Origin of the sequence: Olleya sp. UBA1516 (assembly GCF_002323495.1) — a bacterium.
GTDB lineage: Bacteria > Bacteroidota > Bacteroidia > Flavobacteriales > Flavobacteriaceae > Olleya.
The window spans coordinates 1-26,380 of sequence record NZ_DCQO01000003.1 but is presented as its reverse complement, the minus strand read 5'-3'; the positions used below and the strand labels follow the sequence as shown (position 1 = coordinate 26,380).

The 26,380-nt window shown below is 34.4% G+C and carries 21 protein-coding genes and 1 pseudogene; all 22 read right to left on the bottom strand.

The annotated features are described in order from the left end of the window. Position 1 precedes the first annotated feature (1 nt). Entirely contained in the window at positions 2-1,246 is a 1,245-nt protein-coding gene (locus B2989_RS00570; RefSeq protein WP_243473101.1) for an ABC transporter permease, read from the bottom strand. Continuing rightward, positions 1,239-1,940 carry an ABC transporter ATP-binding protein gene (locus tag B2989_RS00565; RefSeq protein ID WP_243473102.1) on the bottom strand — a complete coding sequence of 234 codons (702 nt, stop codon included), beginning with the start codon at positions 1,938-1,940 and terminating at the stop codon, positions 1,239-1,241. Before B2989_RS00565 ends, B2989_RS00570 begins: the two co-directional genes overlap by 8 nt. A 121-nt stretch (positions 1,941-2,061) precedes the next feature. Beyond that, a complete protein-coding gene (locus tag B2989_RS00560) occupies positions 2,062-2,295 on the bottom strand; it encodes a hypothetical protein (protein WP_292942552.1) in 234 nt (77 codons plus the stop codon). A gap of 2 nt (positions 2,296-2,297) precedes the next feature. Next, positions 2,298-2,843 carry a DUF420 domain-containing protein gene (locus B2989_RS00555; protein WP_292942550.1) on the bottom strand — a complete coding sequence of 182 codons (546 nt, stop codon included), beginning with the start codon at positions 2,841-2,843 and terminating at the stop codon, positions 2,298-2,300. A gap of 1 nt (position 2,844) precedes the next feature. Then, the gene (locus B2989_RS00550) at positions 2,845-3,594 is read right to left on the bottom strand and encodes an SCO family protein (protein ID WP_243473105.1); all 750 of its coding nucleotides are present in this window, start codon (positions 3,592-3,594) and stop codon (positions 2,845-2,847) included. Continuing rightward, entirely contained in the window at positions 3,587-4,297 is a 711-nt protein-coding gene (locus tag B2989_RS00545; protein WP_292942547.1) for a hypothetical protein, read from the bottom strand. The genes B2989_RS00550 and B2989_RS00545 overlap by 8 nt, the downstream gene beginning before the upstream one ends. A 68-nt stretch (positions 4,298-4,365) precedes the next feature. After that, entirely contained in the window at positions 4,366-4,812 is a 447-nt protein-coding gene (locus B2989_RS00540) for a cytochrome C oxidase subunit IV family protein (RefSeq protein ID WP_243473107.1), read from the bottom strand. Between the two features lie 21 nt (positions 4,813-4,833). Then, the gene (locus B2989_RS00535) at positions 4,834-5,835 is read right to left on the bottom strand and encodes a cytochrome c oxidase subunit 3 (protein ID WP_292942544.1); all 1,002 of its coding nucleotides are present in this window, start codon (positions 5,833-5,835) and stop codon (positions 4,834-4,836) included. Between the two features lie 36 nt (positions 5,836-5,871). Continuing rightward, positions 5,872-6,471 (bottom strand): cytochrome c oxidase subunit 3, encoded by a 600-nt coding sequence (locus tag B2989_RS00530; RefSeq protein ID WP_292942542.1) that lies wholly within the window; start codon positions 6,469-6,471, stop codon positions 5,872-5,874. Continuing rightward, positions 6,472-7,368 (bottom strand): heme o synthase, encoded by an 897-nt coding sequence (gene cyoE, locus B2989_RS00525; RefSeq protein WP_292942540.1) that lies wholly within the window; start codon positions 7,366-7,368, stop codon positions 6,472-6,474. Between the two features lie 97 nt (positions 7,369-7,465). After that, a complete protein-coding gene (locus B2989_RS00520) occupies positions 7,466-9,583 on the bottom strand; it encodes a gliding motility protein RemB (RefSeq protein WP_292942538.1) in 2,118 nt (705 codons plus the stop codon). A gap of 113 nt (positions 9,584-9,696) precedes the next feature. Beyond that, entirely contained in the window at positions 9,697-10,332 is a 636-nt protein-coding gene (locus tag B2989_RS00515) for an energy transducer TonB (protein WP_292942535.1), read from the bottom strand. 276 nt (positions 10,333-10,608) lie between these two features. Continuing rightward, positions 10,609-11,337 (bottom strand): energy transducer TonB, encoded by a 729-nt coding sequence (locus tag B2989_RS00510; RefSeq protein WP_243473112.1) that lies wholly within the window; start codon positions 11,335-11,337, stop codon positions 10,609-10,611. Between the two features lie 65 nt (positions 11,338-11,402). Next, entirely contained in the window at positions 11,403-11,765 is a 363-nt protein-coding gene (locus B2989_RS00505; RefSeq protein WP_292942531.1) for a VanZ family protein, read from the bottom strand. Continuing rightward, the gene (gcvH, locus tag B2989_RS00500) at positions 11,758-12,138 is read right to left on the bottom strand and encodes a glycine cleavage system protein GcvH (protein WP_243473114.1); all 381 of its coding nucleotides are present in this window, start codon (positions 12,136-12,138) and stop codon (positions 11,758-11,760) included. The genes B2989_RS00505 and gcvH overlap by 8 nt, the downstream gene beginning before the upstream one ends. 73 nt (positions 12,139-12,211) lie before the next feature. Then, entirely contained in the window at positions 12,212-19,504 is a 7,293-nt protein-coding gene (gene sprA, locus B2989_RS00495) for a cell surface protein SprA (protein ID WP_292942527.1), read from the bottom strand. A 5-nt stretch (positions 19,505-19,509) separates the two neighbouring features. Beyond that, a complete protein-coding gene (gene ruvA, locus B2989_RS00490; RefSeq protein ID WP_243473116.1) occupies positions 19,510-20,091 on the bottom strand; it encodes a Holliday junction branch migration protein RuvA in 582 nt (193 codons plus the stop codon). A 71-nt stretch (positions 20,092-20,162) separates the two neighbouring features. Next, positions 20,163-22,451 carry an NADP-dependent malic enzyme gene (locus tag B2989_RS00485; RefSeq protein WP_292942522.1) on the bottom strand — a complete coding sequence of 763 codons (2,289 nt, stop codon included), beginning with the start codon at positions 22,449-22,451 and terminating at the stop codon, positions 20,163-20,165. A 73-nt stretch (positions 22,452-22,524) separates the two neighbouring features. After that, positions 22,525-23,448 (bottom strand): tRNA epoxyqueuosine(34) reductase QueG, encoded by a 924-nt coding sequence (gene queG, locus B2989_RS00480; RefSeq protein WP_292942519.1) that lies wholly within the window; start codon positions 23,446-23,448, stop codon positions 22,525-22,527. Further along, positions 23,448-24,782 (bottom strand): cytochrome P450, encoded by a 1,335-nt coding sequence (locus tag B2989_RS00475; RefSeq protein WP_292942516.1) that lies wholly within the window; start codon positions 24,780-24,782, stop codon positions 23,448-23,450. The genes queG and B2989_RS00475 overlap by 1 nt, the downstream gene beginning before the upstream one ends. Positions 24,783-24,785: 3 nt before the next feature. Continuing rightward, on the bottom strand, positions 24,786-25,808 hold the full coding sequence (ruvB, locus tag B2989_RS00470; protein WP_292942514.1) for a Holliday junction branch migration DNA helicase RuvB: 1,023 nt from the start codon (positions 25,806-25,808) through the stop codon (positions 24,786-24,788). Between the two features lie 170 nt (positions 25,809-25,978). Continuing rightward, positions 25,979-26,380: pseudogene (locus B2989_RS00465) on the bottom strand (cytochrome c oxidase subunit I); the annotation flags it as partial.

Here is a 26,380-nt window from a genome sequence, read left to right as displayed (position 1 = left end):
ATTATTCGTCTCTTAATGCAATAATTGGTTTAATTTTTGCAGCTCTATAAGCTGGTATAAAACCAGCAAAAGCTCCTGCAATTACTAATATAAACACGGTTGTTAATGCTATATTGAAATCTACCTGCGGATATTTAATAAAATCGCTATCTATTTGTGGGCCTACCAATTCTAATAAGCCCAACCCAAAAATCAATCCGAATAAGCCAGCGAAAATAGTAACAAAAACCGCCTCTTGTAGAATCATACTTACAATAGACATCGGCAAAGCACCTAAAGCCTTTCTTATACCAATCTCTTTTGTTCGCTCTTTTACAATTATAAGCATGATGTTTCCTACACCAACTATACCTGCTATGATAGTTCCTATACCAACAAACCAAAATACAGCTTGTATGGTTGCTATTAGAGAATATATCTTTTGAGCTTCTTCTAAGGTATTATTTACACGTACCGCACTCTGATCATCAGGTGCAACGGTGTGAAGTTCTTTTATTTGAGCTTCAATACCCTGAGCAATTGCATTTGACTGTGCTACAGCCTCATCAAAATTATTTGCCATTTTTACAGTAAATGACATATTTCTGATATTATCACCAGCATTAAAAACTTGTTGGGCAGTTGTTACTGGTATATAAACCTGACTTTCTTCTCTATCACCACCTGGATCATAAAAAACACCGACAACTTTAAAATTAACTCCAAAAATTTGAATGTTTTTATCAATAGGATCTTCTTCTTTAAATAAATCCTTTTTCATTTTATTTCCGATAACAGCTACTTTCTTTTTATCATCTAAGTCTAATTGACTAACGAAGCGTCCATAACCTATATCTGCATTTTCAATGAACTGATTATCGGGTAAAGTACCTCTAACTCTATAATTTCCAGATTCATTTTTATAGGTAACCGTACCACCCCAAATCATGTAATCCTTACTTCTATATTCAAAATAGTCGTCGTATTTTCTTTCTACAGATTCGAAGCTTGAATTCTTAAGCTGTACATATCTACCAGGATTAAGCCCTTTGTATCCTTTAGTCGTTACCCCTGTCCAAACAGAAATCCTATTAGTTGCATCTTGTTCAAATTGCGATTTTACTCCATTTTCAATTCCTTTACTAAAGCCCAAAAGAATGACCAAAATGAATATTCCTGATGCTACTGAGAGCCCGGTTAAGAATGTACGAAGTTTGTTTTTTCGTAGCGTTTCGAATATTTCTTGCCAACGTTCTAAATCAAACATTTGCTGATGCTCTTACTTGTTCCACTATACTATCGTCTATAATTACACCATCCCTAAGATTAACGATACGTTTTGTCATGTGGGCTATATCATCTTCGTGAGTAACAATGAGGATTGTTTTGCCTTCATCATTAATACCTTGAATAAGCTCCATAACCTCATAAGAGGTTTTTGTATCTAAAGCTCCTGTAGGCTCATCTGCTAGTAACACTTTAGGGTCACTTGCTAACGCTCTAGCTATTGCAACTCTCTGTTTTTGTCCACCAGACAACTCACTCGGCAAATGGTGAGACCATTCTGCTAAACCCACCTTTTCAAGATAGTGCATTGCTTTATCTGTGCGTTCTTTTCGCTTTATACCTTTGTAATAAAGTGGCATAGAAACGTTATCTAAAGCACTCTTATAGTTAATAAGATTAAAGGATTGAAAAATAAATCCTAAAAACTCATTTCTATATTTTGCTGCTATTTTTTCGTTGAGATTTTTGATAGGAACACCGTCTAGAATGTATTGGCCAGAATCTGCTTCGTCTAACATGCCCAAAATATTCAGTAAAGTGGACTTGCCTGACCCTGAAGAACCCATAATTGAGACAAGTTCTCCTTCTTTTACATTAAAATTAATTCCTTTTAAAACATGAAGCGAATTGCTTCCCATGTGGTAAGACTTATGTAAATCTTTAATCTGAATCATAGCTGCTGGTTAACTCGTACAAGTTTAAGAAAATCTAGAAGGTTTTTGTGCCAACAAATTGTTAAGACTTAACTATATACCTTATGGTTTAGACTATAAAAACAAAGAATTGTTACAACTCTTAATCTGTTTTTTTAGACTTTTTAGAATTATTAAACGTCTTATACACAAAAAAGCCTATAACAGCCACTAGAATGTAGGGCACAGCCATTAAAAACATAATACCATCATTAATCCCTTCTGCAGCAGATTGATCATCACCACTTTCTAATACTGCCCTACACATAGCACATTGCGCATTTGTCTTTATAAAAAAGAACAACGAAAACATTAAAAAGACGGCTTTTTGTTTCATTTTTAAATATAATAAGGAGAAATCATAAAATATACCACAACACCTGTTACAGCAACATAAAGCCATAATGGAAACGTAATTTTAGCTATTTTCTTATGACGTTCTATATTATTTGTTATTGCTCTTACATACGTTATCAATACAAACGGAATAATAACAACAGATAGTAAAATGTGCGTTATGAGAATGAAGTAGTAGATGTATTTTATAGCGCCTTCACCTCCAAATTCTGTTGAATCGCTGGTCATATGATATGCTACATACATTACTAAAAACATAACAGATAATGCAATGGCAAATTTCATTAGGTTTTCGTGTAATTTTCTGTTTTTGTTTTTGATTGCAATTACCGCTACAATCAGGACTAATGCTGTTAAACCATTGATACCTGCATAAATGGGAGGAAGCATTGTTAATGGCTCTACATCAAAACCTAGCTCTCGAAGATTAATACCAAAGAGTGCTGCTACAGCAACAGGAATTACTACTGATAATACAACAATCCATTTGTTATATTTCTTTTCTTTTTCTAAATCAACAGTACTCATATTATTCTTTCAATAGTTTAGCAATATCTTCTTTTAAAATTGTTATCTCCTGAGGAATTCCATCATCATCAACTCCCTCAGATTCAGAAATTAAACCGTTATAAAATATCAACGGATTTCCGAAATTATCTCTTCTAGAGCGTATATAACCTTCTTTATCTATTAAAGCAAAATTACCAGAGTGCTCAAAACCTCCTTCAACAGTTTCGTCTTTTGCTGTATATAAATTAAAGCCTTCGTTAGCCAATTTATAAATAGCTTCTTCATTGCCTGTCATTAAATGCCAATTGGGATTTGTTATTCCGTAAGTTTCTGAGTAAGCTTTTAATACTTCAGGAGTATCAACTTCTGGATTTATAGTAAATGAAGCTACACCAAAATCTTTAAAATCTTTAAAGTGGTCTTGTACATTTACCAAGTTACGATTCATTATTGGACAAATTGTTGGGCATGTTGTAAAGAAAAATTCTATAACATACACTTTACCTAAATAATCTTCGTTGGTGATGGTATTTCCATTTTGGTCTGTAAAACTAAACGCTGGAATCTTTTTTGGCTCGTCACCTATTGTTAGATAAGCTAAATCACTTTTTGTTCCTTTTGTATTATTAGAAACATTTTCGCTTCGGCTTTCGTCTCTTGTAATATCGCCATTGGTTATTCTATTTATAATCTTTGGTATAAAAATGATACCAAAAACTAAAATGATAAATGCAATGCCTACGTATGAATAATTGGCTTTTTTACTCATTGTTTTGTTTTAAATCTTTACTTCTTCTTTGGCTAGAATCGTCAAAATTACCCTTACGTTTATCTCGGTATTCTTTAAACAGCACACGCATATCTTCTGCTGCCATTTTGTTTTTTAACTCTGCTACTTCTACACAGTCATAGCTGTATAGGCTATAAATGGGTTTATTCGATTCAATCTCCTTTTCTGTTCTGTCGTCTAGTCTACCTCGTTGGTTTAAATCTCTATCAATTATAAAAACCATACTTGTAGCAAGGTTATCATCTAACTTTACCTCAGGTTTTAAACTATTATATATTCTTTCAATATCGGACTCATCCATATATACCAAGTGCCAAAATCGTAAATCTTCATAAGATCTAATTTCCTTCAGCAGTGCTTCTGCCTCAGGTTTTGCACTATGCGGTAACAACACTGCTACTTGAAACGTTTTGAATCCCTTACTCTTATCATACACCAGCTCTTTAAGGTTGAAAGCCGTTGTGGAATTTTCCATAGGCTTCTTACCTAAAAACGAAAGAATTGTGATATGATCTTTTAGCTGAATGTTATCTTTATTAGCAGGTAACTCTAAAACACCTTCTTTAACTATATCTAAAGGATTATAATTATCCTTAGAAAGCAACATTACAAGTATAAATGCCACAGGCAAAAAGAATAAAATACTTAAAACTATGTTGCGTTTTCTACTGCTTAAATTCATAATGCAAAAATAAAAAAGGCGGTTTAGAAAAACCACCTTTTAATATCATTTAACTCAATATTTTGAGTTTAAAAATCTCTTGTAATTAAAGCATCATCTGCATTATATACACCAAACACATAACCACCTTCTTGAAGTAAGATGAATATTAAATAGCAGATTAAGAAAACAGCAGTCCACACTACCATACGTCTTAGTGCTTTTACTTCATCTCTCATGTGCATGAAGTCCCATGTAATATAATAAGCTTTTACAATGGTTAGAAGGATAAATATTAAGTTTAAAGGCTTAATAAAAACAAGTGGTGATAAAATAATATTACCAATAGTAGCAAAAAAACCACCTTCTAATGGACTAATCCAAGTATGCATTAAAAATTCTGGTTTGTATATACCAAGAATAACTTCTATAGCAGTTACAAATGTTAAGAATGCTAATACACCCCAAATTTTTTGTGTGTTAGATTTAAATTTCCAACGTCCTCTAAATATCTCTAATTTATGTTCGTGTGCCATAATTTATTATCTAATTCTGTTTTAAACTAAGTAGAAGAATGTGAATACAAATACCCAAACTAAATCGACAAAGTGCCAATAAAGACCTACTTTTTCTACCATTTCGTAGCTTCCTCTTCTTTCGTAAGTTCCTAAAACCACATTAAAGAAAATAATGATATTGATTACCACACCTGAAAAAACGTGGAATCCGTGAAAACCTGTAATGAAGAAGAAAAAGTCTGCGAAAAGCGACGTACCATATTCATTTACTTTTAGGTTTGCACCTTTTACTACTAATTTTCCGTTTTCTTTAATTTGCTTAAGAGACTCTTCTCTAGAAAGCACTGTTTTTTCTCCTTTATCATTTATCAACTGCGTTCTTACTAAAATATTTTCATTTGCAGCAAGACCGTTATAAATTTCATTTACCGAGTATGGAGGTAGTGATTCTTCAGTAACAAACCACAAGCCATTTTTACGCTCGTGTTGTGCTCTTGCTCCTGCTTCTACAGCAGCAAACTCATCAATAGAAATTCTTTTGAATTTTTCTTTTCCATCTACAGTTACATACTCACCAAATTGTAGAATATTACCACCATTAGTTTGTACTGCACCATAATCTCCTTGAATGAATGTTGCCCATTCCCAAGCTTGAGACCCAACGAATATTAAACCACCTATTATGGTTAGGAACATGTATAATGTTACCTTGGCTTTATTCATATGATGACCTGCATCTACGGCTAATACCATAGTTACAGAAGACATAATAAGGATGAACGTCATAAAGGCAACGTAAATCATTGGTAATTCTTGTCCGTGTAAGAAAGGAACGTGTGTGAACACCTCATCTGCAATTGGCCATTCTTTGATAAACTTAAATCTAGAAAAGCCATAAGCTGCTAAGAAACCTGAAAATGTTAATGCATCAGAAACGATAAAAAACCACATCATCATCTTACCATAACTTGCTTTTAGAGGTTTATTTCCTCCTTCCCAAGTTTTTCCTTCTGTGCCAGTACTTGCTACTGTAGAATCCATAGAAATTAATTAAATTTTAAGATTGGACAAAAATAATCAAATTATGTCTCTAAAAAAATATAAAAACAAAAACAGCACAAGCCAAAGCAGGTCTATGAAATGCCAGAAATTAGCCGCCAGTTCTAATCCCAACATATTGTTGGCATTGTACTTTTGTTTAAAATGATTATAAATAACAACAACTATACAAATTAAGCCAGCTATAACGTGCAATATATGCACCACAGCAATCAAATAGATATATGACATAGTGATATTACTCGTTGGCCCTGTAAAGTTATATCCTGTTTGTATAATTTGGTTAAATCCTTCTAGCTGACTAAAAATAAAAGCAATTCCTAAAGCCAATGTTACAAACAACCAAACGCTAGTCATCTGTCTGTTTTTTTGTTTTAAAGCCTTTTTTGCTAAAACAAAGGTTAAACTGCTCAACAATATAATGGCAACACTTATGTAAAATGCATTTGGCAAATCATAACTGTTTAACCAATCTTTATCTCTTCGCTGTTTAGAACTTACAATAAAAGCACTTATTAATGCCGAAAATGACATTATTAAAGAACCTATACCAAACCAAAGCATCATTTTTTTTGATCTGGCTGTTTTTTCCTGTAGTGTTCCTTCTGTTAAATCCATCTATCTTAAAAATTTATCTGCTACATATATAATTTGCAACATAGTGATATAAAAAACGCTAGACAGCATTAACTGTTTAGCAGCCTTCACGGTTCGTTGTTTAAAAAGTCTTAGTGCAAAAACCAGCATTACCATTCCTAATAAAAATACCAATACAGCACCAACGATTGATAATTTTAAATCTCCTGTAAATCCAAACACAGGGATTATAGACACCAAAACTGTCCAAACACTATACATAATAATCTGCACTGCTGTACCTTTATCTCTTTTTCCTGTTGGCAACATAAAGAAGCCACCTTTTTCGTAATCATCATACAAAAACCAACCGATAGACCAAAAATGAGGAAATTGCCAAAAGAACTGAATAGCGAATAACGTTCCTGGCTCAATACCAAACTCACCACGAGCCGCTACCCAACCCAACATAAAAGGGATGGCTCCAGGCAACGCACCTACAAAAACAGACAACGGTGTTTTGGTTTTTAAAGGAGTATAGACACTTGTATATAAAAAAATGGAGATTGCTCCCCACATTGCTGTTTTTGGATTGATATTATATAGCGTTATTATACCTAGAATGGTAAAAGTAGTCGCTATTATAAATGCTGTATTAACAGACATACGCCCAGCAGGAATAGGTCTGTTTTTTGTCCTATCCATTAAAGCATCTAGATCGCGCTCAATAATTTGGTTATATGCATTTGATGCACCTACCATAAAGTATCCTCCTAATGCCAAAAGAATAAGCGATGTATAATTTATAGTCTCAGCGCCCAATAAGTAACCCGCAAGCGCAGAAAACACCACACTTATGGATAATCCCATTTTTGTGATTTCCTTAAAATCTGTGATAGCAGAAGTTTTTGATACCGAAGATTTTGTACTACTACTCAATTCTTGATGATTGTCCTATTCTTAGTGAGCGCAAAGATACTTTGAAAAAAGGTTTCCACCAACGCAATAGAAAACTTTAATAAAAGCTAGGTTTTTTTTAAAAATCGTTATACCAATTAAAAAGATCTGTTCGTATCCCTAAGCTAAACCAAAGTGTATTTGAATCTGCGGTTGATGAAGTAATCGCTTCAGGATTAAAATCTCGATAAATAATATTTGCAAATACTTTTAAGTTGGTTTCAGGATTAAGCAGGTAACCCATTTGATGTTCCCACATAAAACTATTGGTTTTATTCCCTTGTCCAATAGTTATACCAGTATCCGAATTACGATCGTTGTAATCTCTATAAATATCGCCACCATATGAAAAGCTATCTTCTTCAATATTAAAATCAAAACCTCTTTGCCCAATGATTAACTTAGTGTCTGCAAACCAACGCTTATAATTATAACGACCTATTAGCACCAACTCTCTAAAATTAGCTCCCCAAAGATGTGCCATGGGTTGATTAAAATGTCCGTAATTTAAAATCTGAGTATTGTGAGAATAGGTATAAGGGCGCACCTGATTATATTCTGCTTGCAATAGTAAATTATCGACCTTAAACGCATTAAAATATTTAGCACCTAACTGAAAGCCGAACTTATTTTTCCAGCTTTTATTTCCACCTGTGACATCACTTAAAGAAAATTCATCTAGAATGAATTGCCCATAGAGATTCACCTTATTATTCCATTTGTATTTTGCACTAAGTCCCAAAATGGCATTTCCTGCACCTTGTCCTGTTTGAAATTCAATAGCTCTAAAGAAAATTATAGGATTTAGATAATTCACATCAAAACCTCTGCCATTTGTATCTGCCCACATTACAGACTCAAACAAACCTATATTAAGTCTCTTTGACACATTCCAACTCAAATAATGATTTGCCATATACTTGGTTAAAAAAGCATCATCAACTACTACTTCTGGTCTTACATCCTTAAGCCACATCCATGTACTTGTGTATTTTATCTTCCAAAAGCTGGTATTCAATTTTAAAAAAGGATAAGGGCTTGCCACATCACTTTGAAATAACGAACGGTAACCATCACCTATAAAATTTTTACCATGACCGAATTGAATGTTTAAAAAATCGGCAGGAGTGTAGGATAAATATGCTTCTGCCACAGGATAATCATACGAATTCTCTTTAAAACGTTTAGCGATACCACGACCAGGAATTACTGCTGGGTCTGGACCAAAGGCTTTTAAACTTTCTGCATAGGTGTTAAAATAGTCTGCAAATCTTCCCTGACTTTCGTATACCGAAGTTGATAAATTTAAACGCTTACCTAATCCTGCTTGAATATAGACACCTCTGGTATTATTCCAAGTGCCATCATCTCCTTCGGTTTCACCTCCTAGCTGTAAATCTACAATTGGGTCTACCGTAAACCAGTAATCTTTACCTTGAACTTGCACCAAATGCTCATTGTATAGCTTTCTACCAAACCAGCTATCTGTTTCTTTTGCTAAACTTTCCTTTTCAGCTTTAATATCATAATATTTTGCAACATCAGCTTGAATAAAGGGCTTTGCTGCGGTATGACTATTAGTACCTATGGCATTCATCTCATCATCAAAACGTGAGTAATAAGAATGTGTGAATGGTATGTTTAACTGGCTACTATATTCTAATCCTTCGTAAGGTTTTAGGCTTTTATTTATGTTATCAAACTCATCTGACAAGGTTGCGTTTAAGCTATCTCTATTTTTTAGATTGACAGTGTTTGAAAGTTCGTCTTCATCTTTTATTATTTCTTCTACAGGCTTTACTAATGGAATAGCAATATTTAAGCTATATTGAACAAAAGTCGCCTTGCCGTTATATGTTGCTGGCTTTATTTGTGGTAAAGCATCAAAAACACGTCTACTTTCTTCCTTTAGCTCATCATAGATGGCATCTACATAAATAACCTTGAATCCTCCTTCTTTATCAACTTCAAACAACACCTGAATATCGCCATTGTAATCTTCTTCAGAAACAATTTCTGGCGTTTTAAAATTATCGTAGATAAAGCTATTTAATGTAAAATTGAAACACGATTTTAATTGATTTACAGCAAGCGAATCACACTCACTAAACACAGGTGGTTTTTCGTAGGTAGAAAGCGTTTGAGCATTACCAAAAAAAGAAACTAACAAAACAGTAACAAGCCAAATATGCTTCATAAAAACAAACCTAATTATTTAGTGCTCGAAAGATACTTATTTTTTTTAGTAACCATAAAACAAAAACCGCTACCAAATAGTAACGGTTATGTTTAATTTATAATTACTTAATATTAATTTTTTACCATAAACTTAATTGGTAAATTATAAATTACACCAACTGGCTTATTTTGCTGATAACCTGGTGTCATACTCGGTATCTTATCAATAACTCGCTTTGCTTCTTTTTCTAAAACTGGGTGAGGTGTTCTAATTTTTACATCTGTAATGTTACCGTTTTTGTCTACAGTAAATTGGGTTTGTATTCTTTGTAAACCAGATATGCCATAATCACTAGCAACATCGGTATTAAACCTTTTACTAACTAACTTGGTTATTTTATCAGACATACATTTTTTTCTATCCTCGTTGGTTTTCTTTTTTTCGCAGCCAGGATAAACAGGCACTACTTCAACTTTTACAAAATCAACAGGTGGAAGATCTATTGGCTCTTCAACAACGTTAATATCACTCGGCTTAACAGGCTCTGTTGTTGGTTTAGGATCATCTGGTGTAAAAATTTCCTGTTCTAAATCTGGTGTGTGGTTCTCTACCTCTTTGTAAGTATCTCTCAGCTCACTGCTTCGCTCTACCTTAGGCTCATTTTTCTCTACAGGTTGCTCTAACCGATAATCTGGTGCTACATCTATAGTCGCAACATCGTTTATTTCTACAGAGTCAATCGTTACCTTTTTTTCTTGAAACTGCATTTCAAACAGTCCATACGTTGCCAACAAACAAAGAATCAACCCTATTTGGAAATATAGGGTTGAGTTTTTTTGTAAATTTGCATCATGCTTGTGTGATTTCTTTGCCTCAGTAGTGCTCTGACCAGCAGTATTGAGATTCTTTTTAGAATTTTTCATAATACGTATTATTTAAAATGTTAATATTATGATAAAGTCACAATAAGCATACCAAAAAGAAAATCCCGTCCAATTAATTTTGAACGGGATTTTTATATTAACAGTTAAGTGTTTATCTACTTAATCATTTACTTGGAATACAATTGGAATTGAGAATGGCATTACAACCGCTTTACCTCTTTGTTTCCCTGGTTTCATTTTAGGTAATTGTGAAAGCACCTTTTGCGCTTCTTTTTCTAAAGAAGGGTGAGGTCCACGTGTTTGAATAGCCGTAATATTTCCATTCTTATCAACCTTAAATCTACAGAAGATTCTTTTCTTACCTGGAGATAAACCTAAGTCTTGGGCTAAATCTGTATTAAATTTTCTCTGAATGAATTTATTTACTTTATCATTCATACATTCTTTCTTAGCTGCATTTCCTTTTTCGTTTTCACATCCTGGAAAAACCGCAACATTTTCAATAACGTGGAAAGGCACCTCAATATCTTCCTCTACTTCTTCTACTACAACTTCTTCTACCTCAGCAACCTCAGTTTCCATTTCGGTTTCAGTAGATTCAATTACTGTTTCTTCTACTTCAACTTCATCTTCTACAACCTCAATAACTTCAGGCGCAGCTGGTGGTGGAGGTGGTGGAGGTGGTGGTGTGACAACTTGCTCCGTTACAATTGCTTCTTCTTCAAACTCATCATCAAGATTAAGTGTATCAGCAACTATATCTTCCTTGTCGTAAGTTTTGTAATTTATTGCCATGTAAGTAACACCAAGCATTAACGCTAATCCAACAGCAAAATACAATGAGCTGTTTCTACTTACATCTGATTTTGGATTCTTTTTAGGTTCCATATTGAAATTTCTTTTATAGAGTTGCTAATTTAATTAAATAATAAGAAAAAAAGCAAAACTTCTTTTTATTTTAACTTTATTATATCTACTCTAGCAGCAATTAACGTGCCAATTATAACCCCAAAACAATTTGCTAGCAAATCGTATGTGTCATAAGTTCTGTTTTCATTAAGTTGATGTTGCAAAACTTCTAACAAAACTCCAAACAAAATAATAATGACAAATACAACCCACAGTTTATGTTCTTTTTGAATTGATTTAGAATACGTTATCCATAAACCTGCTAAACCAGCGTAAGCTATAAAATGATAAATTTTATCATCAAATGATGATCCTAAACTAGGTACACCATTCAAATTTATAAAAGTTACTACAACCAGTGCCAAAGTATAGATAACAGTAGCTGGCAATAGCAATTTTCTAAGCACTTATAAGGGCTTTATAATCTTCAGCAGATAGCAAGTCGTCCACTTGAGACGCATCAGAAAATTTTAATTTAATCATCCAACCTTCACCATAAGGATCTGTATTAACCTTTTCTGGCTCATCTTCTAAGTTTTCGTTGAACTCAATGATTTCACCAGATAATGGTAAAAATAAGTCTGAAACGGTTTTTACAGCCTCAACTGTACCAAACACCTCTTCTGCATCTAGAGTTTCGTCTACAGTTTCAACCTCTACATAAACAATATCACCTAATTCTCCCTGAGCAAAATCTGTAATGCCTACAGTTGCAACATCACCTTCTATTTTTATCCACTCGTGGTCTTTTGTGTATTTTAATTCTGATGGTATATTCATCTTAATTTGTATAATATATTAGTGAAGCAAAAGTAATTTTTTAATTGCTTGTTTTCAAACCAAAATCTCAAAATTAATTTCCGAAGTTATAACGCAGTGTAATACCAGACCTTAACGAGGTTTGTGGGAACGATGTCGATATAGCAAAATCTGAGAATGTATAATCGAAATAAAAGATAGCTGTAAGATTTTTACTAAAGGCATAGTCTGCAGAAAACTTACCGCTCCATATAGTCTGACCTGCTGTTATTTGGTTATTCTCTAAATCTAAATATCTAATAATGGTTTTATTATCTCTTACCGAAATATCTGCTCGCATGTTTAAATCGCTCTTAACAATTTGTTTTGCACCTGCTAAAGCCGATCTAATTCTTAAATCTTTTATACGATAACCCAAGCCTAACGTATATTCTTGCCCTTGAACTTCTGTCAGTAGATTATTATCAAAACTCAATGACAGCAATCTATCTTTTTGAATTTCTGCCAGTACTTTAATAGAGTTTTTCATTTCAAACTCTAAACGAATTAGAGGACTAAATTGCTCTTCTAAGTTGATATTACTGTAGAGCGTTCCATTTTTATAATCACCAGATTGATTTAAAGCATCAGCGGATTGGTCACCATATTCTACACCTCGTTCAGCAGCAACATAATCTAAGTTAGTTCTAAATTGATTGATGGTGTATCTAGACCTATATCCATGTTGTATAGAAAAACGTCTAAAGTTCTTTTTGAACCATGGAATTTTCATTAAGCCCGTATACTTCAATGTCCAATTTGGTATCGGCACATCTCTAAATGCTCTCGTACTTACTTTTTCTGGATCACTGCCTTGGTATGCTGAAAGAAAAGCTGGCAACAATACACGCTGACTATTTTTACCAAAACCTAATGGGTAACCTTCAGCGTCTGTAGCAAAGTTAGTGGTACCATAAAACTCTCTTGCAAGTCGATTAGCAATAATTAATCTATTGGTTCTAAAATCATCAAAAGCATCAGACTGGTTCTCGTCGCTATTACTAAACGCCGTTTTTATTAAGGCTGTAGATATATTAAAATTTCCAAAGGTATTAGGTGTTAAAGATCTATAATCTAAAATACCATCACCTGTACCTACAGGAACTTCGTTTCCGTTAGCATCTAAATAATCTTCTACTCTAAAGTTTTCTGTAAAGTTCTCTGCGTAAGTTCTGTTACCTATTAAATCAATTTTTAAATCGCGCATTGGCTCTACGTTAACCGAGTAATCTAGAGTGGTATTTTTTAAAGATGTAAACTGTTCGTTAAAGTTATCGTAAGTGGTTAACCAACCATTGTTTGCTACCAAACTTCTAATATCATTTTGGCTACCAAAGGTGTAACCCCAAGTTGGCCTTAATGTTCCTATAAATCCTGGTGTTGGTAAATAGCCTGGCAAGTATGTACCATTGTTTTCACTATATCCAAATTGAATACGCTTTACCATCGTAACAATATCTATAAGAGTATTATAAGCTTTCTTACCTGCGCTTAACTTATTAGGATCTCGTTGTTGATTCCCATCATCTAATTTGTTTGCTGTTGCAGTTGGTGTCGCAGTTCTCGATTTTACCTGTGAGTTTCTATTTCTACCTCTCCTATTATTTTTTCTCACTAAACCTATAGACTTGTAAAAAGTCTCCATATTTAGGGTAGAATTGATATTATGAGTATTAGAGTTTTGTATAGAATGCCCTAGGTTATATGTTTGTCCGTCTATTTCTAAACCTTCATTTAAATCCGAACCTTTCTGCCATTGAAACGCACCATTATATGTATAAGTTGCTCTTAAGAAGCTTAAAGCAGGAATCTTATACAAAGGCAACTCATAGTTAACCTGAAGCTGTTGTGTTTGGAAGTTTGGATCTCCAAAATCAAAGAAACCATCCCAAACATCAAGCGTTGGGTCTTGTCTGCCATTAAGCTGGTCATCAACAAAATAATTTCTAACAATATTTGTATTGGCTGCTGTAAAATTAAAACTTAAGGCATCGGTTAAATTATAATTTATAGCATACTGAAAATCGAATGTATAGTTTCTTCTGAATAATTCTTCGATACCAATATTATCACCGCCAAGCTCTACTTCTCTAAACTTTTGTCTACTAAATTGCCTGTTTATATCTGTATTTACCGAAATATTAGATGGTAATAAATTAAGATTAAAATCCTTGAGAATCTTCCAGTATTTTCCTGTAAACAACGAATCATTCTTTTTAAAAGGCTCAACCTTTACAGGATTAAAAGCATAGTTGTAATTAACACCTGCTCTTACATTTTGGTCTAAAGAATTTTCAATTTCAAAATCGCGATGCTCAACCTTATTGTATGAATAATTGAATGTGAAATTCTCTACATCATAAAACCTTTGCTTCTTTTCGCCTGTTCGTTGCTTTCTAACACCAATAAAGTTAATACTCTTTCGCTTGGTATAATTTTCATTTACTTTGAGTATAGAATCTTGATTAGTGGTATTATCTAGTTGCGTCTGTAACTCAATATCTCTGTAATACTCGTCAAACTGTGGTGTAATAATTTCCTCGCTTTGAGAATAGTTAAACGGAATTTGAATTCCCCATTCCTTAGGTAATAATTGCCCAAGCTGAACATTTGTAACTACATCGTATTGCTTTACATCTTCTCTACTTCGCTCGTTTGGAGATTGCTCTATGCCACCAAAGCCTATTGTACTGCGTCTTCCTGTAGCACTGATATCTGCAAAGTCTGCAATATTAGAATCCATGCTTACTACTGCAGCCCAACCACCTTCGTTTTCTAAATCGGACATACGCAACTCGTTAAACCAAACCTCTCCACATGCATTAGTACCAGTAAGGCCTGAGTTTTTAACACCTACCATTAAAACTCTAATATCTCCAAAATTTGGATTACCCTTAATGGCAACACGCTGCTGACCTGTTGTTAATGGTGAAAATTCAGCCACTGGCGTTTCATTTAATACACCATCAATAACATCATAAAAAGTAGGGTCTTCATTAGATAACGTCTGATCGAAAATTCCCTGAGATTTAATATCCTGAAGAATATCTAATGAAATATTGATTTCATTAACTGCTGGCCAAATACGCTCTTCTACTGACAAGTTTCCTTCGACCAAATCTGTTGGTAATAATGGCACTTCTATTTGATAAAAGTTCTGCGTAAAGTCATTACCCATTCTTATAAAAGCGGTAAGTTCTCCTTCTTGAAGCATTTGCCCATCTTGAGCTTCGGCATGTAAAAACATACGTAGCTTTTTATACTGGCGCATATCAACATTAATATTCTTAAACACTCCTCTAGAATCTTCTGGTTCTAACTCACATGTTTGAAGCACTAAAGATTGCTCATTTTGTCTAATAATATTATTGTTGTTATTTAATTCCTCACGTCTAACTCCTGGTGGAATAACATAATTTCCATCATTCTCTTGCACACCAATAATACCCACATTAAACTCAGCGTTTGCACTGTTGTTTGTAGGATCATTATCTAAATCTAAAGTATAACGTCTCCAATCACTTCTTACTAAATCTAAAGTTGCAAAACGTAATACTGTACTTTCAACAAAATCTCTTAAATATAGACGCGCAAAACGAACAGATCTAATATCTGATATACCTCCTATAGCATTAGTTGGCTCATTGATTGGAAGTCTAAACTGGTACCATGTTACCTCACGTTGTTCTCCATTAGGTAATGTTACCTGTCTTACTTTTATATCGTTAATTTGAGGGTTATTAGCATTAAGTATTGATGGATTGATATCTACTTCATATTCGTAATAACTATCAATGGTGTTCATTGTGTTATCACGGTTTATATCCTCTACATCTGGTTGGGTTGTAGAGCCTCTGTTGGTATCTGTAAACACATCTGGAGTGTTACCTTGTAAACCATTGTATTGCTTATAACGTTCAAAGATGTTACCATCTGTATTAAGATAGTAAGTGTAGTTATCATTTGCTGGATCTTCACCAAATTGAGTACCATAAACTGAAATTTCTTCAGCATCATCATAACCATCTAAACCAACATCTTGGTTTGCTCGTTCTTGGCCAGTCGTAGCAAACGTATAGATTAAAGATTGATTTTGAGGCACTACAGAATTATAATCGGTTGGCTCTAAGATTGAAATATCACCATTTTCAGGAAGTCCGTTTTCATACTGTTTTTTACCATCTTTTAAAACATCCTCCGAAATATTTCCAAGGTTTATAAAAAGTTTACCTCCTTGACCTGATGGATTATCTAAAAACGGGTCTTGGACCCAAAATTCAATATACTCAACATTAGCCTGTTCAAAATCTGTAGATGTTATTTGTCTAGAAATACCTGCCCAACGCTGATTTGGCATCACTGTTCCTTGTGCTTCAAATGGATCAAAATTATAAGGTCCTCTTTCCTCTGGGTAATATGCTAAATCTAATGTATTAATTACAGACGTTTGACCTTGAACTACATCAACTTCTGGAAATATTTCTTCAATAAAAACACGCCTTGTGTATAAATTTGAAACATCATCATCTGTAATGCCTCCTGGTCTTTGACTACTATAAAAAATAGGATCTACAGTATACCAGTTTAAGAATCCTCTACCGTATCCATTTTCAAGTCCATTGTTATCATTTCCTCTAATGGTATTTGGCAGCTCTTTTGGTCTACTAGACAAGTGCCATGACAACGGACTTAATAAATCTATAGAACCTTGAGTACCTTCAAAATCATCGATATAGGCTGTAGCTTCACCATCAAAATCGGTTCCTTTTGGAGCTCCTGGCAACAAGTATGCAAACTCACCTCTTACCGAAAGGTTAGACGGTACATCTGTATCTACGTTAGGAAGTTTGTTTACCAACCTAGTTAAAAACGGAACTTCTGTGGAATAATTTCCGTTAAAACCAAATATGGTATTATTGATTGGCTCTGAATTAAAATTGGCTTTTTGGGTAATTGGTCTTTCGTTAAGATTTAAAAGCGTTGCACCAAGAACGAAATTTTCATTAAACTGGTGCTCAACATTTACACCTGTAAAACGTCTTGTTTGCTGACCAAACACAGCATTATTTTCTACCGAAACATTAATTGGTGTATTAGAAGCTTTTAGGGCTTCATCTAAAATTTCAACACGTCCTAACTGATAGTTTACTGTATAGTCTATACCTTCTACCAATACTCTACCTCCTGCAGTTACTCTTACAGAACCACGAGGCACATTAAATGCACCTATAGGAATACCACCATCTCCTCCGCTACTCTTAAAACGTCCTTTAATCTGAAACTTGTTTTTCTCTGCTTCATCTAACGCCTGAGTTTTAGTAGATTTATACAGCAAGTCATAAACATATTTTTCTTGGTTTTCGTTGGTATATATGTCTTGTTCGTAATCCGTAGCGTTATTATTTGGGTTACCATCATTATCTAAAACATCAAATAAATAGCGACCGAAAGGTTCAACCTTGGTAAAAATAATTTTACCGTTTTGAGGAATTATGGTTATTTGTGGATTTGTCACATAATCAAAGAAACCGTCACCACCTTCTTGAGGGTCATTATTACTATTTAATCGATCTAGATGAAACAGCCTAATTAATGGTGTTTCTTGTATTTCGGTATCGTCATTAGGGTCTAATGGAGTGTTGTTATTATATAACGGAAATGTTGTGCCTTCAACTGGTCTTATGTAGTTAACAGGCGATGCTTCGGTATAAAAAATGTTTAATCTAAAATCTTCTTGACTCAATTGAAAAGCACCTGTATCGTAAATGTTTTTCATCATTAAGTCCCAAATTGGCTGATCTACTGATGTCACAGCACTCTTTAACATTTTTAAGACTAAGCTTTGGTTATTTACAACCTGATTACCTGTTGTACCTTCACTAACCTGTGTGGCATCTACTCCATCATTGGCAAATTCACCTACTTGATATACTTCTCCACCTCTTGTATATTGAAACGCTACGGCTAAAACCTCATCGTTTAATAAGCGTTGGTTTAAAGAGATATATCCTAACTCCGTGTTTAAGACATAATCTTGTCCTTCTTGAAGCTTACGTGCAGCCTCAAGTTTTCCATAATCAAAGCCTTCGTTAACACCCACTAAAACACCTGCCTCGACATTGGTAATGTCTCTTACTGCTTCCGTTAAAAGTGAACCCGCTCCACCAATATTTGTTGGGTCGAAGTCGTTGTTTCCGTTATCTGGAAGTCCACTCATACTATTTATAAAGCTTGCTGGTAAAGGATCTAAACCTATATTATCAGGATCTGATTCACCTAAATCCTGAAAAGCTACGATGTTTCTAACGTTATTGGTTTGGTTGTTTCTATTAGTTACCCAAACTTCAACTCTTGTAATTTGTAAACCTTGATTATCTATAAATGGATATTGTAGTAAAGCCTTATCGTAGTTATCTCTAAAATAATGTGATAAAAAGTAGTGTCGGTTTTCGTCATAGTCTCTTGCAAAGAATTCAAACTCTTCTAAAGTACCGCCTCCTTGTGCTACAACAGATTTAGACTGCGATTGTTGCTCTGAGAAAACCGCTGTAACTCTTGTTTTACCAAATTGTAATTCTGTTTTTACACCAAACAGACTCTGTGCTCCTCTAATTAAAGAGCTGTTTAAAGGCATGTTTACATTACCGACTTCAATTTTTCTGATGATGTCATCCTCCGTTGGCGTGTATTCTAATTTTACAAGTTGTTGAAAATCGAAAGTTGCCTCGGTATCGTAATTGGCAGTTACCTGAAGTCTAGTACCAACTTTACCCAACAAGCTCAATCCTATTCTTTGATCGAAATCGAAGGTGAAATTCGTTCGGTTTCTAGGTGAAAATGAGGGGTTATCTTGCTTTGAGAATAATACTCCTAAATCTACTTCTGCATAACCGCTTGGTATTACATTGATTGTATTTCCACCAAAAATGGTTTCAAACAATCCTGAATTGACATAAAACTCAGGCAGTAAATTTTTCTGATCTTCTTCGCTACCTTCCTTTTGCCCAGCAGCAGCATCTGCCATACGCTTATAATACTCCTTTAGCTTTTCTTCTAACACTAAACGCTGAAATTCTTCAGGTGTGAGGATTAAAGGATAATTAATATTAAAATCACCTATTTTCTCGGTATATACATATCTATCTAAAATAGGATCGTAAGTATATTTAGAAACGATGCTATTAGGATTTGGCATTTTAAGCTTACCTAACGCAAATGTTGTTTTTGTAGAATCTTGCTCTTCTGTTTCAGGCTCTTGTGCAAAAGCAGGTGCACTCATTAGTATCATAAATACTAATGACACATAAAAACTGATTGATTTTAATTGATTGTAGTTAGTTCTATTCAATTGTATTATAAGTTTTTAAGAGCTTCTTTTATTATTTGCTCTACAAGGGCATCTGGTTGGGCTTGTAATATTTTATCAACTACTTTTTCGGATTGTTTTTTGTTAAATCCTAAAACATCTAAAGCAGATAACGCTTCATCTTTGTTCGTATTGTTTGGTATTAGAGAAAGTTCGTCTATACCATACACTTTTAACACTTTATCCTTTAAATCTATGATGACACGTTGTGCTGTTTTGGCTCCAATACCTTTTACACTCTGAATCAAAGCTACATCTCCACCTGCTATACCTTCTTTAACTTGTTCTGGAGTTAGTGACGACAGCATAGTACGCGCTGTATTTGTACCTATACCACTAACCGAAATCAAAAGCTTAAAGATTTCGCGCTCAGCTTTAGAAGAAAAACCATAAAGACTATGAGCATCTTCCCTAACCTGCAAATAGGTATACAACTTAAGATTTTCTCTATCTGGTATTTGAGAAAAGGTATGAAGCGATATATTAACAAAATATCCTACTCCGTTGCAATCTATCACAACGTCTGTAGGATTTTTTTCCACTAGTTTTCCCTCTAAGTGTGTAATCATTTATTACCAAAGGTTAAAGTCCCAAATGTAATAAAATTATTTACAATAAAAGGGTTGTAACCTATGTAAGACTACTTTGACTTTTGTTGGCGTTTTTCTCGCTCTTGAGCATCTATAACAGCAATAGCTGCCATGTTAACAATTTCGTCTACACTTGCGCCTAATTGAAGAATGTGTACAGGCTTTGCCATACCCATCATAATTGGTCCTATAGATTCTGATTTATTAAGCTCTTTAAGTAATTTATAAGTAATGTTTGCGGCATCAAGATTTGGAAAAACAAGCGTATTTACCTTTCTTCCTGCTAATTTAGAAAACGGAAAAATATCTTGAAGCAATTTAGCATTTAAGGCAAAGTCTGTTTGCAGTTCACCATCAACCAACATATCAGGATAGGTTTTATGTAAAATTGCTACGGCATCCTGTACCTTTTTTGCTCTAGGATTTTCAGATGAGCCAAAATTAGAATACGAAATCATAGCTGTTACTGGCTCTATCCCAAACATCCTTGCAACTCTTGATGTCATTCTTGCAATTCTGGCTAAACATTTTGCATCTGGATCTATATTAATAGCCGTATCACTTAAAAACATTGGCCCACGTTGCGTCATCATAACATTAGTTGTAGCAATTCTATTTACGCCTTCTGCCATACCAACTAACTCTAACATTGGTTTTACGACTGAAGGATAATTACGAGAATAACCTGTAACAAGGGCATCTGCATCTCCAACATTTACCATCATGGCGGCATAGAAATTACGCTCACGCATTTTCTTTTGAGCCGAATATAAGGTTACACCTTGTCGATGTCGTTTTTCCCAATAGACTTTTGCATATTGATTTTTACGTTCGGTTTCATCATCAGATTTTGGGTCTATAATCTCGATATCAGCATCAAAATCTATTTCAGACATTAATTCTATGATTGCATCTTTTCTACCTAAAAGCACTGGCTCTGCCACGCCTTCTTCATACACAATCTGAGCAGCTTTTAAAACATCTAACTGATCTGCCTCAGCAAATACAACACGCTTAGGATTAGTGCGCGCTCTGCCCAATAACTGACGTACCAATTTATTGTCTGAACCTAATCGCTCTAACAACGCATTTTTATAACGATCCCAGTCTTCAATAGGCTCTTGAGCAACACCACTTTCCATAGCTGCTTTTGCCACAGCAGGTGGTACTTCTGCAATTAATCGAGGATCGAAAGGTTTTGGAATAATGTAGTCTCTTCCAAACGTTAATCTGGTTTCGTTATAAGCCAGGTTTACTTGCTCTGGTACTGGTTCTTTAGCTAATGTAGACAGTGCCTTAACGGCTGCCATTTTCATTTCTTCATTAATCTTGGTAGCTCTAACATCTAAAGCTCCTCTGAAAATAAATGGAAAACCAAGCACATTATTTACCTGATTAGGATGGTCACTGCGCCCAGTAGCCATAATTATATCGTCCCTTGTTGCAATCGCCAAATCGTAATTTATTTCGGGATTTGGATTTGCCATTGCAAACACAATTGGGTTTGCAGCCATAGATTTTAGCATCTCTGGAGATACAACATCTGCCATTGATAAACCGATGAAAACATCGGCATCTTTCATGGCTTCATCTAAAGTATCTATCTTTCTATCTGTTGCAAATTCTGCCTTCTGAGCAGTAAGGTTATCTCTGTCTTTTCTTATGACACCTTTACTATCAAGCATTACAATATTCTGACTCTTAGCTCCAAAAGCTTTGTAGAGTCTTGTACAAGAAACAGCTGCTGCACCTGCACCACTGACTACAATCTTTACATCATCAATATTTTTTTCGGCAAGTTCTAAAGCATTCAACAATGCCGCTGCAGAAATAATTGCAGTACCATGCTGATCATCGTGCATTACAGGAATGTCCAATTCCTCTTTTAATCGACGCTCAATTTCAAAGGCTTCTGGTGCTTTTATATCTTCAAGGTTAATTCCACCAAAAGTTGGAGCAATATTTTTTACCGTTTCTATAAACTCATCAACATTTTCGGTATTAACTTCAATATCAAACACATCGATATCAGCGAAGATTTTAAACAGCAAGCCTTTTCCTTCCATCACAGGTTTTGAAGCTTCGGGACCAATATTACCTAATCCTAAAACTGCTGTTCCGTTAGATATTACAGCTACAAGGTTTCCCTTTGCTGTGTATTTATAGACGTTATTGACATCCTTTTCTATTTCTAAGCAAGGTTCAGCAACACCTGGAGAATATGCTAAGGATAAATCGCGTTGTGAAGCGTATTTTTTGGTAGGCACAACTTTTATTTTTCCTGGAGTTGGCTTGGCATGATACACCAAGGCTTCAATTCGCTTGCTTTGTTTGCTCATAATCAATTTTAATTAAGCCACAAAGATACGTAAATGCATAATCGTCTGAAAAAATCTATGCTTTTATAAAAGTTTAATCCTTTAAAAATTGAATATTTCGCTTTAATCCTGAAAGTTTAGTCCGTTTTACGGCTGACTTTTTAAATACTTTTTTAAATGTGTCTTCAGTTATTTCTTCCCAATCTTTTTTTGTCATTGATAACAATTCAGGATGTGGATTAAATAAGGGTTCGTTATGAGATTTACTGAACCTATTCCAAGGGCAAACATCTTGGCATACATCGCAGCCAAACATCCAATCGTCAAATTTACCTTTCATGCTAGTTGGTAAATTGTCTTTTAATTCTATCGTAAAATAAGAAATACACTTACTACCATCTACAACATAGGGTTCTGTAATGGCATCCGTTGGGCAAGCATCTATACAAGCCGTACAGGTACCACAATGATCTGTAACTGGTGTGTCGTAATCTAACTCTAGATCTATTATGAGTTCAGCAATAAAGTAGAACGAACCAACTTTTTGAGATAGTAGATTAGAGTGCTTTCCAATCCATCCTAAACCAGATTTTGCAGCCCAAGCTTTATCCAAAACTGGTGCAGAATCTACAAATGCGCGTCCATTTAATTCACCTATTTCCTCTTGAATAAAAGCCAGCAACAACTTAAGTTTATCCTTTATTACAAAATGATAATCTGTACCATAAGCATACTTAGACAGCTTGTAAGACTCGTTAGTTTGAACTTCTGAAGGGTAATAATTCAACAATAAAGACACCACACTTTTTGATCCTTCAACAAGTAATGTTGGGTCTAAGCGTTTATCGAAATGGTTTTCCATATAACGCATTTCGCCATGCATATTTTTATTTAACCAAGATTCTAACCTTGGAGCTTCTTCTTCTAAAAACCCAGCCTTACTTATACCGCAAGACAGAAAGCCAAGTCTCTTAGCCTCTGCTTTGATAAGTTGTGTGTATTTAGAATTGTTTGTCATTAAGATCGTGGTTCAAATCTTAAAAATGCATTTTTTGGCTTTAAGGTTATAAGTGGTGTAATGTCTATGGTTTCAAATTCTGGTATAATTTTATATTTTGAAACTAATTGACTTACTGCTATTATCATTTCAAACATAGCAAAATTATTACCAATGCATTTTCTTGGCCCAGCACCAAAAGGAAAATATTGAGATGAAAACTTTCGACCACCTTCAGAAAAACGCTCTGGCAAAAATGCATCTGGCTGTTCCCACAATTCTAGATGACGATGAATTTCGAAAATGGAAAACAACAAACTAGAACCTGCTTTAAAATGCATGCCGTTAAAACTGTCTTCTGCAATATTAACACGGTCTATAAAATATACTGGTGGATACAATCGCATAGACTCTTCTATAACTTGCTGACACACTTTTGCAGATGTTACTAATGCCATGGTATCTTTAGTTTCTTTTTCGATACTTGAAATTTCTTCAACAATTTTATCCTGCCACTTAGGATGTTGTGCCAATAATTGAAATGTAAAGGTTAAAGCATTAGATGTGGTTTCGTGGCCAGCAACGAATAATATTAATATTTCATCAATTAATTGTTCTTCACTCATTGGTTCACCATCATCATATTTAGCATCAAGCAACATATCCAATAAATCGTTTTGTCTTAAGCCAGAAACTCTCCGTTCATTAACAATACGTTTTAAAATCTGCCTTGCCTCTTCAGTAAGATCTAGATGCTTTTTTAAACTTCCGCTAGCTGTAAACCACCAAACTAAATATGGTTGTCTTAGTTCTTTAACTAGCATTTTTTGAGTAGCCTCCGTTATGTGTTGCAGTCTATGTATATCTTTTTGATTTACTGCATTACTAAACAATGATTTAACTACGGTTTGGAATGCTAAATCGTTTAAGATTGGAAAGATATCTACCTTTGTATTTGGCTGAACTTTTTGATATTCGGTTTTTATAGTATCATTAATATTATCCAATAACAAATTGAGTTGCTTTTTATGAAAAGCAGGTTGAATGAGTTTTCGCTGTTTGCGCCAATGCTCCCCTTCCGAAGTTAATAATCCTTTACCAATATATTTTGAAAGGTCTTCTGTTTGAATTTTACTTTTTGTGTAATTCCTTTGATTTTTTTGAAGCACATATTCAGCAAATTGAGCATCTCGGGAAAAGTATATTTTTTTATTTAAGCCAATAGTAAGGCTAAATGTATTTCCTCTTTCAATGAAATTATTTTGATGAAACGGTAATGGGTTTTTTAGAATATTTAGCGAATGTCTTAAAAACTTAGATAAAGGTACGTTGGGTATATCTTTTTTATTTTGCATATATCAAAATAAACCTCCTTGAATTGGACCTTTAATCTTACCTAAATGTTTATAGGCTTGCTCAGTTACTTCACGACCACGTGGTGTGCGCATTATAAAGCCTTGTTGTATTAAAAAAGGTTCATAGACTTCTTCGATGGTTTCTGCACTTTCACTCACAGCGGTTGCTAAAGTTGTAATACCTACAGGTCCACCTTTGAACTTATCTATGATTGTGGTTAAGATTTTGTTATCCATTTCATCCAAACCATGAGCATCTACATTTAATGCTTCTAATGCAAACTTGGCAATTTCTATATCTATTTTGCCATTCCCTTTTATCTGTGCAAAATCTCTAACACGTCGTAATAAAGCATTAGCAATACGTGGCGTACCACGACTACGTCCTGCTATTTCTATTGCAGCTTCCATAGAGATTGGTACATTGAGTATTGAAGAACTTCGTTGCACAATAGTGGTAAGCAAATCGGTTTTGTAATACTGTAAACGACTGCTTATACCAAAACGAGCTCTCATAGGTGCTGTTAACAGTCCTGAACGCGTTGTTGCACCAACTAATGTAAATGGATTTAAATTTATCTGAACCGTTCTTGCATTTGGTCCAGATTCTATCATGATATCTATCTTGTAATCTTCCATTGCAGAATATAAATACTCTTCTACAATTGGGCTTAAACGGTGTATTTCATCAATAAACAATACGTCTCTATCATCGAGGTTTGTTAGTAAACCTGCTAGGTCACCAGGTTTATCTAAAACCGGCCCAGACGTCACTTTAATATTTACATCTAGTTCGTTTGCTAATATGTGAGCTAATGTGGTTTTACCTAATCCTGGAGGGCCATGAAAAAGCGTATGGTCTAATGCTTCTCCTCTTAAATTTGCCGCTTGAACAAAAACCAATAAGTTTTCCAATACCTGATCTTGTCCTGTGAAATCGTTAAAGGACAAGGGTCTTAACTTTTTTTCTAGGTCAAGCTCTTCTGGACTATAATTGTCGTTAGATGGATTTAGGTTTTCGTTCATAGTATTTCCCGTGAAAACGGAAATCTTTATAAGTTACATATTAAAGATTCTGAAGCAAGTTCAGAATGACAAAGAAGTCAAAACAAATATAATGAAAAAGACCTTTGAAGATTTAATCACTCCAAAGGTCTTTTCTTATTTATTCTGAGATTCCCTCTTTCATGGGAATTTTAGTGATGTAATTCTTCTTCACCTTCTTTCATCGGTACAGTCTGTGGCACAAAATCTTCATCGTGTCCAGGCTTACTGTAATCGTAAGGCCAACGGTGTACATGAGGAATTTCCCCAGGCCAGTTACCATGGATATGCTCTACAGGTGTTGTCCACTCTAATGTATTAGATCTCCAAGGGTTTTGAGTTGCTTTCTTACCGTAGAAAATACTACTAAAGAAATTATACAAGAATATTAATTGAGCTAAACCAGCAATTAATGCAAACACAGTAATTACAACTTGTGTATCTGCTGTATCGTCAAATAATGGGAAATTAGAATTGGTGTAATAACGTCTTGGTAAACCAGCCATTCCAATAAAGTGCATTGGGAAGAATACACCATAAGCACAAACTGCTGT